This window comes from Lacibacter cauensis, from assembly GCF_007830055.1.
Lineage (GTDB): Bacteria > Bacteroidota > Bacteroidia > Chitinophagales > Chitinophagaceae > Lacibacter > Lacibacter cauensis.
Genome location: NZ_VLLE01000003.1, coordinates 631,815 through 649,539, shown reverse-complemented (window position 1 = coordinate 649,539; position 17,725 = coordinate 631,815). Strand labels below are relative to the sequence as shown.

The window sequence follows — 17,725 nt, the reverse complement described above, 5'->3', positions numbered from 1 at the left end:
TTTGTTAAGATGCACCGTTTAAAAGAATGCACATGGTATCTGCTAAAGTTCGGTATAATTTTTCATCAGGGCGACAGTACTTCCTGCAACACCTGTAATGTTTTCAGTTTGGTGAAATCTGGCATATGCAGCAAGTAAAATGTTTCAATCGCTTCCAGCAACTGCCGCCTTTGCAAATAGTTCATCGGCACTTCAGCTAGTTCATGTGGCTGCATGGCTTTCAATACGTCGCTCATCAGTTGTGCAGCCAGTCCATCGATATAATACACATGCTGCGGATAGGTATCTACAAAACTTCCTTCCTGCAAATCAAAAATGGTATGCATGCCGGCATCTTCGGTGTTCATCTGAAATCCGAAGAAATTGGTAAGATGTAACGAAAAGTATAACGGGAAATTGGCTGTAACCGTATCTGAAGCTGTATCTAATTCTACCAACGCTTCTTCAACAAAGTAAAACAGATCGGGATTGTTTTCTGGCTGCTTCACACATTTCTGCAGCAGTTCCATCATGTACAGCATAACACTGTTTTTAATGACATCTGCAAACAGTTCTGTATACAAATAATTCCAGCGGAATTCTTTGATGCGTTGCAGATTCTTCAGATCGTGATGGTACACCACTAACTCCAGTATGGCACCCGGCTGAAAATAATTTGCTTTTGCGCCGCCCTTTTTACTGCTTGTTCTTACTCCCTGCACAATATAACTCTGCAGACCATACAACTCGGTATAAGCAGATATAATGAGGCTTGTTTCGCCATACTTTACTGTACGTAAAACAACTGCTTTGGTAGTATGTAATACATTGCTCAATGCTGCTACTTGATAAATACAATTTTGCCAACCTGTTTCTCTACACCAAATTCGTTCTTGGCAAGCACAAGGTACACTCCGCTTGCTACCCGTTGATTTTTATAATCACGACCGTTCCAAACAGCTTGTCCGCCTAATGATCTTGTCTGATACACAAGACGCCCGTTTAGTTCTACAATCTTTACAATTGCATTTTCGGGCAAACCACGAATGCCAATTGTTCCGCCATAACCTGCAGGCACTGGACTTGGAAACACAACTACTTTATCCGGATTTTCACTTGCTTCGGTTGCACTGCTCCGGTAGCTGCAAATACCATTGAACGTAGAGAAATATACTTCGCCTGTTAAAGGATCGATGGCAATGCGGATAATACCATTGCTGAGCAGCGGACTATTTTCTGCTGTAAATCGTTCTAATACTTTTTCACCATCAGCACTTATTAACCACACACCGTTGAGTGTGCCTACCCATTTACGGTTCGCAGCATCTACAGCAATGGCACGCACATCTTCATTTTCAAATAACAGTCCGGCAAAATTATCCTGTTGTACTACCGGTTGAAACGCTTCACAGGCGTTAGTTGTAAACACATCACCCGGACATTGAATAACCGCTATGCCTTTATCGGTACCAATCCAGATAAAACCATCTTTATCTTTCGCCATGCAGTTAACCATATTGCTTGGCAGGTTACCATTTCCTTTGCCCGTTTGCAACCACTTCCAGCGATCATCACCTGCATTATCAATAGATGCGCCGTGATTGTAACAGAACAAGCCGTTACCTTGTGGTACCTGTATCCATTTCTGATCAGCATCATCAATTAAGATGGCGCCCACCATGTTGTCCTGTATTAAAAACGGCACACGGAAACTTCGCCAGTTGCCATCGGCTTTCTTCACAAGAAAATTATTACTACCTGCAAAATTGCTGATCCATAAATTGTTTTGCGCATCGAACGCCATGCCGCCTACACGATAATTATTCGGATCGCCGATAGCGACATTTAACGGTGAATTTTGTTTGTAAATTTTAAAGCTGTTGGTATTTTTCAGTTCTACCAGTCCGCCGCCAAACGATCCTGCATAAATGGTTTCATCACGAGGATCAACAGTTATTGTTATTACATCAAGCACCGTATCCATCCATGGTAGTGTAAAACGGTTATAATCTTTCCACTCATTGCCATCATACGTAAAAAAACCACTGCCGTTGTATTGATAATTCCAGGCTGCATTGATACTTCCGCCTGCTACATACAATTTGCCTTTATAAAAGTAAAGTTCACCATCCAATGCCCCATAAGGAGAGTTAATGTTATAGCGTTCAAATACGGTTGCTTCTGCTTTTACCAATCCTTTTTCATAATCAGAAATCCATATTTCGTTTCCACTCTTTACTGCATGCATGGGATAACGCAGTTGATTATTGTTCTGCACTGTAGCCGTAATTGTTCCGTTGCTGTTGAGCACAAGCACACGACGTTCGTTCCAGCCAAAACGTTCTTCGCAAAGCAACAACGAACCATCACTTGCATTAAGCGATTCCCAACGCCATGTATCTGTGTACACGGCCTGCCAGTTACTTCCGCTCAATACATAAATCGTATTGAAGTATTGTACCGCAACGGTATTGTTGATGATAAAAACTTGTTTTATTGCACCTGCCGGTAATCCATTGGTACCGCTGATATTTGTCCAGTTACGATAGTCGTTTAAGTTAACAGCTGATTGACTGGCAACTTTCAATCCTTCTTCTGTTGCAGCATAAAACAAGTTGGCAGTTGCTGCAAAACCATTTACCTGCACATTCCCTCCACTGTTGCCGATTAAAAAAGTATTGCTGACCTCGTACTTTACAAGATCGATCACCACAATACCCAAACCTGTACTGAGGTATGCTTTGCTGTTATAGAAGCTGATGTTGTTGATGGCTTTATCGCCTGTAACAGTACTTCGCAGAATATCAGGGATATTGATCACATCATTTCGATAAAGAATATCGATGTTACTGTTTTTATAAGCGATCAGCAGTTTTTCATCTGTTGCAGAATAATTGAGCGTTCGAATGCCTACATCGCTGAAACCACTCACTTTACTCAGCCTTGTAATTTCGCCTTCGTTCTTACTAACCATGTAGGCGCCAAATTCCGTAGCAGTAAACACCGTGTTGACCGACAACGCCACCCGTTTGCCGGAGCGGTAATCCATATGCTCCCGCCAGCGGCCGATAGGTTGCAGTTGAGTAATACCCTGCAGGGATGTGATTAAAAAAACAAATAGAAATAAAGCTCTCATCAGTTCTCAAATTTAACTGGTTTTGAAACAGCTGTAGAAAAACGATGCAGCAAACAGACATATTCCTGACAAATTCAATCCCACGCTCACTTACAGGGCAATACAACTTAAATTTTCTGCCTGTTTTCAGGCAGAATGGCGTTTCTTTGCGCTGCTTATTTTAAATTAAACGTATCAGACAGCATGTGGTATAACTTGGGTAAATGGGTATTGCGTAACAGACTTCCTCTTTTAATCGCTGTAATTCTCTCAACCGCTGTAATGGCGTTTTTTGCTGCCAAGGTTCAACGCAGCTACGATAATGCAAAAGCAATTCCGATCGATCATCCAAAATACCTCGAGTACGAAGCATTTAAAAAGAAGTTTGGCGAAGATGGCAGTTTGCTGGTAGTAGGTTTTGAGAAGAAGGATATGTTTGAATTGAATTTCTTCCGCTCATTTACAAAGCTGCAAAGTGAGATGAAGAAAGTTGCCGGTGTAGAAGATGTGCTCAGCATTAGTGCAGCCGTAGCACTGGTAAAAGATACTGCAGGCGAAAAGTTGCGCACAGTAACTGTATTTCCCGAAACAATTTCAACGCAGGCTCAACTTGACAGTTGTAAACAAGTATTGTATAACCTGCCTTTTTACAAAGGTTTGTTTTATAACCCTGATGCGAACGTGTACATGATTGCCGTGCGCATTAACAAAGAAGTGCTGAACTCAAAGAAAAGAGATGTATCGGTAAACGGTGTAATTAAACTTGTTACAGCTTTTGAGAAAGAATACAACACAACCATGCACCTCAGCGGCTTACCGCATGTACGTACCGTAATGAGCACCCGTATTGCTTCGGAAATGCAATACTTTCTGTTAGGCTCTGTATTACTTTCAGCGTTGATTTTACTGTTGTTCTTCCGTTCATTCAGCACCATGTGGCTGAGTATGGCAGTGGTGATTATAGGTGTAATCTGGAGCCTTGCAACCATGGTGATGTTTGGCTATAAGATCACCATCCTGAATGCATTGATTCCGCCATTGATGGTTGTAATAGGCATTCCTAACTGTGTGTACTTCCTCAATAAATTTCATACCGAGTTTAAAAAAACAGGCGACAAACAGCAGTCTCTCATCAACATGATTGGCCGCATGGGCATTGTTACACTCTTCTGTAACATTGCTGCAGCCATTGGTTTTGCTGTATTTGCCTTAACCAAAAGCCAGATCCTGCGTGAGTTTGGTATTGTTGCGGGCATCAACATCATGGTCCTGTTTGTTATTTCGTTTATTCTTATTCCCGTTGTATTAAGTTATTTACCTGCACCCAAACAACGCCATGTACGTTACCTCGAAAATGAGCGGCTGAATAAATGGATCATGCGTATTGAAATGTGGGTATTCAATCATCCCAAATACATTTATACGGCAACAGCTGTACTTGTAGCACTTTCACTTGTGGGCGTTATGCGTTTAAAAAGTGTAGGATACATTGTTGATGATTTACCGAAGAATGATAAGCTGTATGTTGATCTGAAATTTTTCGAACAACATTTTTCCGGTGTAATGCCTTTGGAAATTGTGGTCGATACCAAAAAGAAACAAGGTGCGGTACGCAGTATTTCCAATCTCACAAAAATTGATTCGTTAGTTCAATATTTACAACGCCGTCCCGAAATTGGTAAAGCACTGGCGTTAACCGAAGGGTTGAAATTTGCACGCCAGGCTTACTATGATGGCGACAGCAATATGTACCAGGTGCCCAACGAATTTGACCTTGCTTTTCTTGCGCCTTATCTGCAAATGAAAGCCGATAGTAACAGCAAGAACAACAATTTTGTAAAACTGGTGAGCAATTTTGTTGACAGCACCAAACAAAAAGCACGTATCAGTGTAAATATGGCCGATGTTGGCAGCGACAGCTTGCCGAAAATTCTGACAGCGGTACAATTAAAAGCAGACTCCTTGTTTAATGCAGACAGCATAGAATACGCTGCAATGATCAACAAAGGAGAAGTAAAGCCGAACGAAATTGATTCTGCACGTTTGGAAAAATCGGCCAACATCCAATTAACAGGTACCAGTATTATTTTCGTAGAAGGAAGCCGTTTTATCATAAATGGTTTGAAGGAAAGTATTTTCTGGGCTTTCCTGCTAATTGCCTTGTGTATGTTGTATTTGTTCCGCTCAGTACGCATTCTTATCTGTTCACTCATCCCCAATATCATTCCGTTGGTTATTACAGCCGGTGTTATGGGTTGGGTGGGCATTCCGCTGAAACCCAGTACTGTATTGGTTTTCAGCGTAGCACTTGGCATCGCTATTGATGTTACTATTCGCTTCTTAATTAACTACAAGCAAGAGTTACCATTGCATCAACATGAAACAGCCGAAACGGTAAAACAAACCATTCGTCATACAGGTATAAGTATTATTTATACTTCGTTGGTACTGGTTGCCGGTTTTATTATTTTCTGCTTTTCGGGCTTCGGTGGTACACAAGCGTTGGGTTGGCTTACATCTCTTACACTTTTAGTCGCCATGATCACGAACCTTGTGCTGCTTCCGGTGTTATTAATCTCAACTGGTAAAAAGCCGACTACCGTTCATAAAAAAACCAGCTGAGTAAGCAGCAACACTGTAATTTTTTTGTCTTCCTTTAACTATTTGTAGCATTTGACGTTAAATTTGGCGTCCGTAAAAAAGCATGTACTGACAAATTGTAATAAAAACCTCCTGACTAACACTCCAAAAAATCGGAAACAATTTTCATTAATAAACCTAAATCGAGTATGAGAAAACTTGTAAGTATGATGGTTGTGCTTCTACTTTGCATTACGCAGGTATTTGCACAAGACAAGACTGTTACGGGTAAAGTAACAGATGAAAAAGACGGGACACCACTTGCCGGTGTTTCGGTTACAGTTAAGGGTACCTCAATTGGAACAACAACTGCTACCGATGGTAGTTATTCATTAAGTGTTCCTTCTTCAGCTAAAACATTGGTTTTTTCTTTTGTGAATTACCAGCAAATTGAAATGGCCATTGGCGGTAAAACCACCATTAATGCAGGTCTTTCAACAAATGAAAAATCACTGCAGGAAGTAGTGGTAGTTGGTTACACACGTACAACAAAAGAAGCGTTTACTGGTTCTGCTAAATCTGTAACAGGCGATCAGCTGAACAACAAAAGCGTTTCAAACGTATCACAGGCTTTAGCAGGTGAAGTTGCAGGTGTAAGAGTAATTAACCCTTCCGGTCAGCCAGGAACTTCTGCAGTAATTCGTATAAGAGGTTTTGGTTCAGTAAATGGTAACCGTGCTCCTTTGTATGTAGTAGATGGTGTTCCTTTTACAGGTTCGATTAACTCAATTAACCCGAACGATATTGCCAGCACTACAGTATTGAAAGATGCCGCTGCAACATCAATTTATGGTTCAAGAGGTGCAAACGGTGTTATCGTTATCACTACCAAAACAGGTCGTGGTAAAAAGTCGTTCATCGAAGTTGATGGAAGATTTGGTAGCAACAGAGCAATTTTGCCACGATACGATGTGTTAAGGTCTCCAGAAGAGTTTATTGGACTCAGCTGGGAGGCTCTTTACAACGAAGGTGTGATAGTTAATAATGCTAATCCCACAAACTACGCAAACACACGTTTATTTTCTGCTAACGGGATCGATCCTCGCAACAACATCTGGAAAAACGTAACTACAGGTGCAGATTTAATTAATCCAACTACACGTACAGTATTACCCGGTGTAACACGTTTATACGATCCGGAAAATTGGGAAGAGTATGCGTTTCAACCTTCTAACAGGCTTGAAAGCAATATCCGTTTTGGTGGAGGTGATTCACGTACAAATTTCTACACATCATTTGGTTACCTAAATGATGTTGGTTATTCAATTAACACAGATTTCAGACGTTTAAACGCACGTATCAACCTCAACCACGAAGTAAAAAAATGGCTTTCTACAAACTTTAATCTGAACTACGCTAATACCCGTTCTAACAACAACGGTCAGGGCTCCAGCTCTAACAGCGTATTCTGGTTTGCAGATAATATGCCATCGATTTATCCTTTGTTTATGCGTGATGCAAGCGGCAACAAAATTCCTGATCCAATCTTTGGTGGTTTCAGATACGACTACGGTGAAACAGGAAGAAAGTTTGGTTCATTGACAAACGCTATTGCAGACGCAACTTTCAATACCAACAGAACATTTAATAATGAGTTAACTGGTACAACATCCGCAAACATTAAGTTTACCGATGAGCTTTCATTGGAAAACCGTTTAGGTGTGCAGTACAACTCTACAGTTGGTTACCAGCTTACCAATAAGTTTTATGGTTCTGCAGCTTCACAAAACGGTTCAATTTTCCAGAGCCGCAACAACCTGATGAATCTGAACTTGTTGAACATGCTCCGCTATAACAAACGCATCGGCAACCACAATATTGATGCGTTATTAGCACATGAAGCAACTAAATATGAGTTTGAGATTTCTTCTGCATCAGGTCAAAATCTCGTAAGCAATTACGATGTTTCATTGACAAATGCAATCATTAAAAATCCAACGCAAACTTCATATAAAAACACGAACAACCTTGAAAGCTACTTTACACAGGTAAGTTACGATTACGACGGAACTTACTATTTGTCAGGTACTGTTCGTCGTGATGGTTCTTCACGTTTCGTTCCCGGCAAACAATGGGGCACATTTGGTTCTGTTGGTGCCGGTTGGGTAGTTTCAAAAATGCGCTTTATGGATAATGCAGGCATTTTGAAATATTTAAAACTTAAAGCCAGCTATGGTATCCTCGGCGATCAGAATGGTTTAGGCTTCTATCCGGGTGTTTCAAGCATTTCTATCAATGTGTTGAACAACCTGCCTTCTTTCGGTATTCCTACACCGGGTAACCCAGAACTTACATGGGAAACCTCTAAAATGTTCCAGGTTGGTGCAGATTTCCGCTTAGGTAATTTCCTTGATGGTTCAATCGAGTATTACATTAAAAATACTGACAACCTGATTTTTGACAGACGTGTAGGTATTTCAAATGGCTATGCATTACTGCAGGTAAATGATGGTCAATTACGTAACGCAGGTATTGAATTTGAACTGACTGGTCATATCCTGAAAGGAACCAATCACTTCCTTGACCTTAGTGTTAATGGTGAGCACTTTGATAATACCATTACACGTATGCCGCTCGATCCTTCATTTGGTAATAAGGAAAAGCCAATTGATGTACAAGGAGCATATGCATGGTCAAAAGGCCGATCAATTTTTGATTTCTATCTCCGCAACTTCACTGGTGTTGATCCTACAGATGGTGCAAGCACTTGGACTGTTTACTACATTGATGCGAATAACGATGGTATTTACCAAAGCACAGAGCGTTTAACAACTGATCTGGAAAATTTCAAAGCAAACAATCCGGATAAAATCGGTTCGTTGAAAACAGCAACTACCAAAACATATTCACACGCTACGCAGTTTTACAATGGAAAATCGGCTGTGCCAAAACTCAGAGGTGCATTTAACCTTGCAGGTGGCTTCAAAGGTTTTGATTTAGCTGTTCAGTTATTGTATAGCTTCGGTGGCTACGCTTACGATGGTGCTTACGCAACTTTGATGGGTAATGGTTTGATTGGTAACAACAACTGGCATACCGATATCCGCAGACGTTGGCAGAAAGCTGGTGACGTTACAGACGTTCCAAGACTCTCTAACAACACTGATGCAAACGTGAATGCACAGTCTACAAGATTCCTCGAAAAAGCAAATTATCTTGCTTTGAACAACATTCGCTTAGGTTATACTTTACCTTCAAATGTTGCTCAGCGCTTAGGTATCATTGAATCTGCATCATTATTTGTTTCGGGTGATAACCTGTGGTTGCATTCTGCACGCCGAGGATTTAACCCAAGTACAGCAGAAACAGGTGGTTCCGATATGTATCGCTATTCACCGCTTTCAACAATTACTTTTGGCTGTAAAATCAAATTCTAAAGCATAAACTCAAAAGCTATGAAATTAAAATATTTATCAATTGTGGCTTTATTGCTAACCACAACTATTGGTTGTAAAAAGTCATTTCTTAATACCGAGCCTACGCAGTTTACCACACCTGAATTGTTGGGTGCAGCTGCCAGACAAGACCCAAAACTGCTAAACGGTAGTATTGCGGGTTTATATACAACCATGTTCTCTACAGGTGTTGGAGGTACTACCGGGCATGATGATTTTGGTCAGAAAGGTATTGACATCTACACTGACATGTTGCAGTCTGATATGGTGCTTGCCGGCTTAAACTATGGCTGGTATTCAAACGTTGCACGTTACAACGCATCACCAGATTTTACCCGGAATGAGGTTTACATACCCTTCCGCTACTACTATCGTCAGATTTTCGGTGCCAATAACCTTATTGACATCTTAGGTGGCAACGATGCGGTACCGGCAGAAGCAGGTAATAAATACACAATGGGGCAGGCAAAAGCGATGCGTGCTTATTCCTATTTCTATCTTACCCAACTGTATGGTAAGGAATATGGTACTGGTAATGACAAGCTGATTCCGATTTATACATCAGCAACTCAGGTAAATCGTCCGAAAGGAACTACAAAAGAAGTATTTGATCTTATGGTCAAGGATCTTACTGATGCGATTTCTTTACTGACAGGTTTCACAAGATCATCAAAAGACCAGGTGGATATTAATGTTGCCAAAGGTTTATTGGCGTATGTACTTTCAGCAAGAGGTACAACTGCAGATCTTAACCAGGTTGTAACACTTACACAGGATATCATGAATGCATATCCTAAAACAACGGTGGCACAATTATACTTTGATGGTACAAATGCTGCAACTGCGGGTTTTAATAATGTTGCAAATCCTAGCTGGATCTGGGGTGTTGACTTAACACTTGCACAGGGTTTGAACCTTATCTCTTGGTGGGGTCAGGTAGATCAGTTCACTTACAGCTATACTTGGGCTGGCGATCCTAAAACCATCGACAGAGGTCTTTACGATGCTATTCGTGCAGACGACATTCGTAAAAACCAGTTTGTTGCACCAACTGCAACAAGCCGTCGTTTGCAACCAACAGGCAAGTTCTGGGCTCCAGCACGTGTTTCTGGCGGTCAACGTTTTGTTGAAACCGATTACGTGTACATGCGTGCAGATGAATTTTATCTCTTAAATGCAGAAGCAAAAGCAAGATTGAATCAAGATGCAGCTGCACAAACTGCGTTGAAATCGTTCCTCACAGGACGTATAACTGATGTTTCGTATGTAGATGCGCTTTCTGGCCAAAGCTTACTGGATGAGATTTACCTGCAAACCAGAATTGAACTCTGGGGCGAAGGCAAGGCCTATTTAGCTATGAAACGTTTGAAAAAGCCAGTTGTACGTGGTTCCAATCATTTATTTGAAGCGGGTGCAACCATTCAGTACAGCGATCCAAAACTTACTTTCGTGATTCCACAAGCAGAGGTTTTAAATAACCCTAACTTAAATAATTAATTATTTAATTATTAATAATAAAAAAGCCGCATTCTTTGTGAATGCGGCTTTTTTATTATGCCTGTTTAAAGATTTTTCCAAAGAAAAACTTCACAAGTTAAGCATTTTGAATGCAGCATTATTATTTGCTCTCTTAGTAAGTTACGCATAGGTTTTCGACAGCCCCTAAATTTAGAGACTAATGTTTCAAAATCATTTCAAAACCAATAAAACTAAGAACCATTTTCAATCATAAATCACCATTGCATGAGGAACATATGGAATTGTGATATACTTCTAGCTGCACACTTAACAGCTCCTTGCATAGAACAAGACACAAACCTGAAATGTAACAAACGAAAAAGACGCACATCCTTAAGCGGGAGTACCCGTTACAGTAAAAGGTACTACAATTGGCGGGGCTTTCTCTTTGTAAGAATAAGTTTTTACTGTAACACTTCGGCAAGCTTTTGTTCCAATGCGCTGCCTCTTAAATTGTCTGCAATCACTTTACCACTAGGATCAAGTAATACGTTGTAAGGAATGCCGTTAAAACCATATAAACCTACTACTTCACTATCCCAGAATTTTAAATCGCTGATATGCGTCCAGGTTAAGCCATCTTCTTCAATTGCTTTTACCCAGGCATCTTTTGTTTTATCGAGCGATACACCAAGTATGGTGAAATTTTTATTCTTGAATTTATTGTATGCAGCAACTACGTTCGGGTTTTCGCCACGGCATGGACCGCACCAGCTTGCCCAAAAATCAACCAACACATACTTCCCACGAAAACTGCTCAATGAAACATTCTTACCATTTACATCGGGCAGTGTAATATCCGGCGCAACAGTACCAATTGCAGGAGTTGATGCTTTCGGTTGTTGTGCAGCAGCAACACTTTCACGAAACTGCTTAACCACCGATTGAATACCTGTATGCTTGGGGAAACGTTTTACAAGGCTGTTATACATTGCTTCGTTTTCAGCAGCATCGGCACCTACATTAATGGATGTTGCAAACATACTCACCATGGGGCTGTTATCTTCCGCTGCAGTTTTCTTTACATATGCACGAAACGATGAAAGTACTGCATTCATCTCGTTCTGCTTTACCATACGTAAGCTATCGCCTTGTACTTCGTTTTGCAACTGGTATTGCATGGAGTATAACTTTTGCTGTGTTACAGACAATGAATCAACAAACTTTTGCAAACGTTCACTTGCAGGAGAGCCGCTATAGTTTACTTTCCGAATATCTTTCCAATCGCCTGTAATGGTAATATCCGACTTATCGTTGATTACAAAAAACAATGGACTGTTTTCAACCTTAGGAAAACGCAATTGCAATAAGCTTTCTTCTGCTGCTTTTCCTTTCAATGAAAACTTACCATCCTTCAAAGTAATACTGTCTAACACCTGTGGCGGCATGTTTTCAAACGAGATCTGTTCGAGATAAACAACCGTTGCCGGTGCTCCCTTTACTTCACCACTTACAGTAAAATTTTTACTTCCGTTGTTTTTGCATGCAGCAGCGGACAGGGCTACAACTGCAATGATTCCGATTTTTTTTATCATGACTTTTTAGTTCGCTAATTTTTCTGTTACTAATTGATTCAGCAGCTTCGGATCGGCTTTACCTTTTGACTTCTTCATTACTTCGCCCACAAACAAACCCAATAATCCTTTCTTTCCTTTTTTGTATTCGGTTACTTTTTGCGGCATACTGCTCAATACTTCTTCAATCAATTGCTGCAACGCATCTTCGTTACGCTCTTGCAACAAGTTCAACTCCTGTGCCAGTTGTTCTGCTGATGATCCGTTTGTTGATTGTAACAATGCAGGAAATAATTTCTGCACCGCCATGGTATGACTCACCTTCCCTTCTTCTACCAATTGAATAACTGCAGCCAGTTGCTGTGGCGTAAGTGTAAGTTGATTGATTTCTTTTCCTTCTTCATTCAACACCGATTTAACCGGACCAAGTAACCAGTTTGCAATTTGTTTGTACGCAGTTATTGCTTTCGCTGCGTCTTCAAAATAAGCAGCCAACTCTACATCTTCACTCAACAACCCGGCATCATAAGCAGGTAAACCATATTGCTGCATAAAACGTTCCTTCTTCTGTTCGCTCAGTTCCGGTAACGAAGCCTGTATATCTGCAATGAACTCATCAGTTATGACGAATGGCGGCAAATCCGGATCGGCCATATAACGGTAATCATCTGCATCTTCTTTTGTACGAATGGCAAATGTTGTTTCTGTATCAGGATTAAAGCCTCTCGTCTGTTGCAATATTGTTTCACCCTTCTCTTTCATCTCAATCATACGCATTACTTCATGATCAATTGCTTTCTTGAGAAAGCGGATAGAGTTGAGGTTTTTGATTTCTACTTTGGTACCAAGCTTCGGATCTCCTTTTAAACGGATAGAAATATTCGCATCGCAACGCAAGCTTCCTTCTTCCATATTTCCATCACACACATTTAATGTGCGAACAAGTTTGCGGATCTCCGTAAGATAAGCCGCTGCTTCATCGCCACTATGCAGATCGGGTTCACTTACAATTTCAATTAACGGCACACCTGCACGATTATAATCAACAACTGAATATTGCTCATCCTGGTCGTGCATACTTTTACCTGCATCCTCTTCCATATGAATACGGTTGAGCTGGATGTTGCGTTCGCCGGCTGCTGTTTTAATTTTTACAAAGCCGCCAACACAGATCGGTGTAGTGTGTTGCGAAAGCTGATAACCTTTTGGCAGATCGGGATAGAAATAATGCTTACGTGCAAAATAGTTTTTACGTTCTATTGTGCAATTGCAGGCAAGCCCCATGCGCACAGCCAATGCAATCGCATCTTTGTTGAGCTTGGGTAATGTGCCGGGATGTGCCAATACAATCGGGCTAACATGCGTGTTGGGCAATGCACCAAAACTTGCATCATCGCCACAAAACAATTTACTCTTTGTAAGCAATTGTGCATGTACTTCCAAACCAACAACCGCTTCGTATTTTTCTGAATAATTTGACATAGTTTAAAAAAAACGACATTTCGACTCTTCGCCTTCGCTCAGGGTCTCCCCGGGTTTCAGGGTTGGCAAAAATACCCGTTTTAAATGGAAGCGTATGTGAGTAAATGCACAAAAAAGCCCCCGTTCAAAAACAGGGGCAACGCTATATCAGAGCATGAGAAAAATTTACAGATCGGCTTTTTGCAATTTCTTCGGAATTTTCACTTCCACATTTACCGTTTTACCGGCACGCAAAACCTTTACATTCCACAGGTTTTGTTCAGGCTTTCCACGTAATGCAGTACGGGCTTCAGCAACAGATTTTACCGCTTTACCATCTACTTCCGTAATCACATCATCTTTCAGTAACCCGCTTTTTGCAGCAGGAGAATCTTCATCCACATCCAGAATTTTTACACCATTGCCTTCTTCAGTATCCTGAATAGTTACACCGAATTGCGGGCGACCATTTCTGTACAGCAGCATGTTCTCATTCATCCCCTCAAAACGGGGAATATGGAACTGAAACTGATCAGGGGCGCCAAACTCTTTCAGTTCGGGCATTTCCATGCGAAACTCATGCATCCCTTCCGGTCCTTTTCCTTCTCCCAGTTTCGCTTTTACCTTTTTTTCCTTGCCATCATGTAAGTAAGTAATATCGACTTCATCGTTCGGCTTTTGTGCACGGATGGCAGCACTTAAATCAGACTGATTCGCAATTTTTTTATCGCCTACTTTGGTAATGATATCGCCTTTTTGCAAACCTGCTTTGTCAGCTGCAGATTCCTTTTGCACGGTTTCGATTTCAGCACCTTTTTCGTGATCATTGCTGATAACACCCAACAAAGCCCCACTTTTCCAGTTCATTTTGAACTCACGTTTAAACTCTTCGCTGTTAAATGGTTCCCAGTTTTGCGCACCATCATAACGATGATAAACACGTGGAGGTGTTACCCGTACTTTAGGCACACGATAAGTAAACACATCGCCGTCAAAGCGCTCAATAATTACGTCTTTATCGCCTTTTTCTACCGGCTTTCCATTAACAGTTACTTTATCGCCTTCAATTACAATGGTGGTCTTTTCGGTTTTATCGCCTTTTTTGCGAATGATGATCTGCTCTTTCTTTTCTTCCTTCACCCGTTTTTCTTTCTTTTCTTCTTTTTCCTGTGCAGTGGCTGCAACAGCAAGCAATTGGGTAGCGGCTACTAGGGCCAGGGCATACAACGAAAATCGTTTCATACTAATAAGGTTTTAAGTTGATGCAGCTAATGTACGAAGTTTTTCTTATTTACGAATTCTTTCGGAGATTTTAACATTTTCTGCATACGGGCAGGTATAAAAAGAAACTACCGCAGCGGTTGGCTGCGGTAGTTCTGTAAAAAGTATCAGACGCTCTCCGAGACGTTGGACATTATAGTAAACCCTTTACTTTTTCGATCACCTGTTGCAGGTTGCTGATATCTTGTCCACCTGCTGTTGCCAGCGTTTTTTGGCCACCACCACCACCTTTGATCAATGGTGCAATATGTTCTTTAATAATCTTGCCTGCATCCAACCCTTTTGCTGCAACAACTGAATCGCTGATGCCTACGGCAACAAATGGCTTACCATCAATATTGGCACAAAGCACAGCCACATAATCGTTAAGATTTGATTTAAGATCGAAGCAAACTTTCTTTAATGCATCTGCATTGCCTACTTCAACAACATCGCCAATGAACGTTACATTGTTGATGATCTCATCTTTCTGCAAGAGTTCGTTGCGCAATACAACCAGCTGACGTGCTTCCAGTTTTTCTAACTTCTTCTTCAGCTCACTGTTTTCGCTTTGTATACTTTCAATAGCCTTGCCAAGATCTTTTGGATTTTTCAACAGTCCACGAATTACACGTGTTGTATTGAACTCTTCGTTTACAAACTGTTCAGCTGCAAAACCGGTAACAGCTTCTACACGACGCACACCTGCAGCAACTGCGCTTTCGCCTGTAATTTTAAACAAGCCAAGCTCGCCTGTTGAGCCAACATGTGTACCACCGCATAATTCAATAGAGTAATCAGGATCCATTATTACCACACGTACTTCATCTGCATACTTTTCGCCAAACAAAGCCATAGCACCCATTGCAATGGCTTCTTCTTTCGGCATCGACTTAATGACTACAGGCACATTTTCACGGATCTTTTCATTTACAATTGCTTCTACTTGTGCAATTTCTTCATCGGTCATTTTTGCAAAATGCGAAAAGTCGAAACGTAGGTACTGATCGTTTACCAAACTACCTTTCTGCGCTACATGCGTGCCCAGCACTTTACGTAACGCAGCATGCATTAAGTGTGTAGCAGAGTGGTGTACAGTTATTTTCTTTCGACGATCTGCATTTACTTTAGCAGCAACAACACCTGTAATGTTTACCGGTAACTGTTCAGTAAAATGAATGATGAGATCGTTTTCTTTTTTGGTATCGGTCACTACTACTTCTTCACCTTCAAACAACAGCACACCGGTATCGCCTACCTGTCCGCCGCTTTCAGCATAGAAAGGTGTTGCCTGCAGCACCAACTGACAAGCTGCTTTACCTTTAATGTTCACCTTACGGTATTTCACCAGTTTGGTATCTGCAGTAACAGCATCATAACCTACAAACGAAGTTTTATCTGCAGCAAATACTTCTACCCAATCTTCTGTATCAATGGTTGTTGCAGCACGGCTGCGTTCTTTCTGTTCGTTCAATGCAGCTTCAAAACCTTTCTCGTCAATCGCCAATTTATTTTCGCCTGCAATCAAACGGGTAAGATCAATGGGGAAACCATATGTATCAAATAATTCAAACGCAGCTTTACCATCAATCACTTCTTTGGTTGTATTGATGATATCATCAATACGCTTCAAGCCTTTTTCCAAGGTACGTAAGAACGCATCTTCTTCTTCCTTTACTACTTTTTGTACAAAGGCTTCCTGTGCTTTCAGTTCAGAAAATACTTTCTCAAACTGTGTTGCCAATACAGGCACCAGCTGGTGTAATAACGGTTGCTTGTAACCGAGATAGGAATAGTAATAACGAACAGCTCTTCTTAAAATACGGCGGATAACATAGCCTGCACCGGTATTACTGGGCAACTGTCCATCTGCAATGGTGAAGCAGATGGCACGGATATGATCGGCCAGCACACGAAAAGCAATACTTTCCTTATCGTCGCCTGCAGTATATTTTTTGCCAACAATTGTTTCAACTGTTGCAATAGTTCCGGTAAAAATATCCGTATCGTAATTGCTTTGTTTGTTTTGCAGCACACGGGTTAAACGCTCGAAGCCCATACCGGTGTCAACATGCTTTGCAGGCAGTTGCTCCAGCGATCCATCCTTCATACGGTTAAACTGGATGAATACATTGTTCCAGATTTCAATCACCTGCGGATGATCGTTGTTCACCAGTGTTTTGCCATCAACCTGTTTACGCTCATCATCGGTTCTGCAATCAACATGTATTTCTGTACAGGGGCCGCAGGGTCCGGTATCACCCATCTCCCAAAAATTATCTTTTTTATTCCCCAGGAGAATTCTGTCTTCAGCAATCCACTTTTTCCATTCATTCCATGCTTCTTCATCTTTGGGCAAATTCTCTTTTGCATCACCCTCAAACACGGTTACGTATAAACGATCTTTCGGAATTTTATACACTTCCGTCAGCAGTTCCCAGCTCCAGGCAATGGCTTCAGTTTTAAAGTAATCGCCAAAGCTCCAGTTACCCAGCATTTCAAACATGGTGTGGTGATAGGTATCAACACCCACTTCTTCCAGGTCGTTATGTTTGCCGCTTACACGCAAACATTTTTGCGTATCGGCCACACGTGGATGTTCGGCTTTACGGTTGCCCAGAAAATAATCTTTAAACTGGTTCATACCCGCATTGGTGAATAACAAGGTAGGATCGTTCTTTACCACAATGGGTGCAGAGGGCACCACCTGGTGTTTCTTAGATGCAAAAAAATCTAAAAACTGTTGTCGTATTTCAGCTGCTGTCATCATGTTCAACCGTTGTTTGGATTGATTTTTGAGGAAGTGATACTCCTATCTTTGTAAATACCCCATAAGGGGAAGC

Annotated in this window: 9 protein-coding genes; 3 read left to right on the top strand and 6 right to left on the bottom strand. The window is 41.2% G+C overall.

Going from position 1 to position 17,725, the window contains the following annotated elements; translation table 11 throughout:
- Nucleotides 1-65: 65 nt before the first annotated feature.
- Both recO and porZ read right to left on the bottom strand, forming a co-directional pair.
- Entirely contained in the window at nt 66-815 is a 750-nt protein-coding gene (gene recO, locus IQ13_RS08065; RefSeq protein WP_144885767.1) for a DNA repair protein RecO, read from the bottom strand.
- A gap of 5 nt (nt 816-820) precedes the next feature.
- On the bottom strand, nt 821-3,115 hold the full coding sequence (gene porZ / locus IQ13_RS08060; protein ID WP_144885765.1) for a type IX secretion system anionic LPS delivery protein PorZ: 2,295 nt from the start codon (nt 3,113-3,115) through the stop codon (nt 821-823).
- A gap of 183 nt (nt 3,116-3,298) precedes the next feature.
- Here porZ and IQ13_RS08055 point away from each other — a divergent pair, with 183 nt between their 5' ends.
- From IQ13_RS08055 to IQ13_RS08045, 3 genes are all read left to right on the top strand, one after another.
- On the top strand, nt 3,299-5,716 hold the full coding sequence (locus IQ13_RS08055) for an efflux RND transporter permease subunit (protein ID WP_144885763.1): 2,418 nt from the start codon (nt 3,299-3,301) through the stop codon (nt 5,714-5,716).
- Between the two features lie 167 nt (nt 5,717-5,883).
- Nucleotides 5,884-9,111 carry a SusC/RagA family TonB-linked outer membrane protein gene (locus IQ13_RS08050; protein ID WP_144885761.1) on the top strand — a complete coding sequence of 1,076 codons (3,228 nt, stop codon included), beginning with the start codon at nt 5,884-5,886 and terminating at the stop codon, nt 9,109-9,111.
- A gap of 18 nt (nt 9,112-9,129) precedes the next feature.
- A complete protein-coding gene (locus IQ13_RS08045) occupies nt 9,130-10,626 on the top strand; it encodes a RagB/SusD family nutrient uptake outer membrane protein (protein ID WP_144885760.1) in 1,497 nt (498 codons plus the stop codon).
- A 425-nt stretch (nt 10,627-11,051) separates the two neighbouring features.
- Here IQ13_RS08045 and IQ13_RS08040 read toward each other — a convergent pair whose 3' ends face one another.
- From IQ13_RS08040 to alaS, 4 genes are all read right to left on the bottom strand, one after another.
- Nucleotides 11,052-12,182, bottom strand: coding sequence for an AhpC/TSA family protein (locus IQ13_RS08040; protein ID WP_144885758.1), 1,131 nt, complete (start codon nt 12,180-12,182; stop codon nt 11,052-11,054).
- Nucleotides 12,183-12,188: 6 nt separating this feature from the next.
- A complete protein-coding gene (gene gatB / locus IQ13_RS08035) occupies nt 12,189-13,643 on the bottom strand; it encodes an Asp-tRNA(Asn)/Glu-tRNA(Gln) amidotransferase subunit GatB (RefSeq protein ID WP_144885756.1) in 1,455 nt (484 codons plus the stop codon).
- A gap of 165 nt (nt 13,644-13,808) precedes the next feature.
- A complete protein-coding gene (locus tag IQ13_RS08030) occupies nt 13,809-14,864 on the bottom strand; it encodes a PDZ domain-containing protein (protein WP_144885754.1) in 1,056 nt (351 codons plus the stop codon).
- A 172-nt stretch (nt 14,865-15,036) separates the two neighbouring features.
- On the bottom strand, nt 15,037-17,652 hold the full coding sequence (gene alaS, locus IQ13_RS08025; protein WP_199758212.1) for an alanine--tRNA ligase: 2,616 nt from the start codon (nt 17,650-17,652) through the stop codon (nt 15,037-15,039).
- Nucleotides 17,653-17,725: the final 73 nt, after the last annotated feature.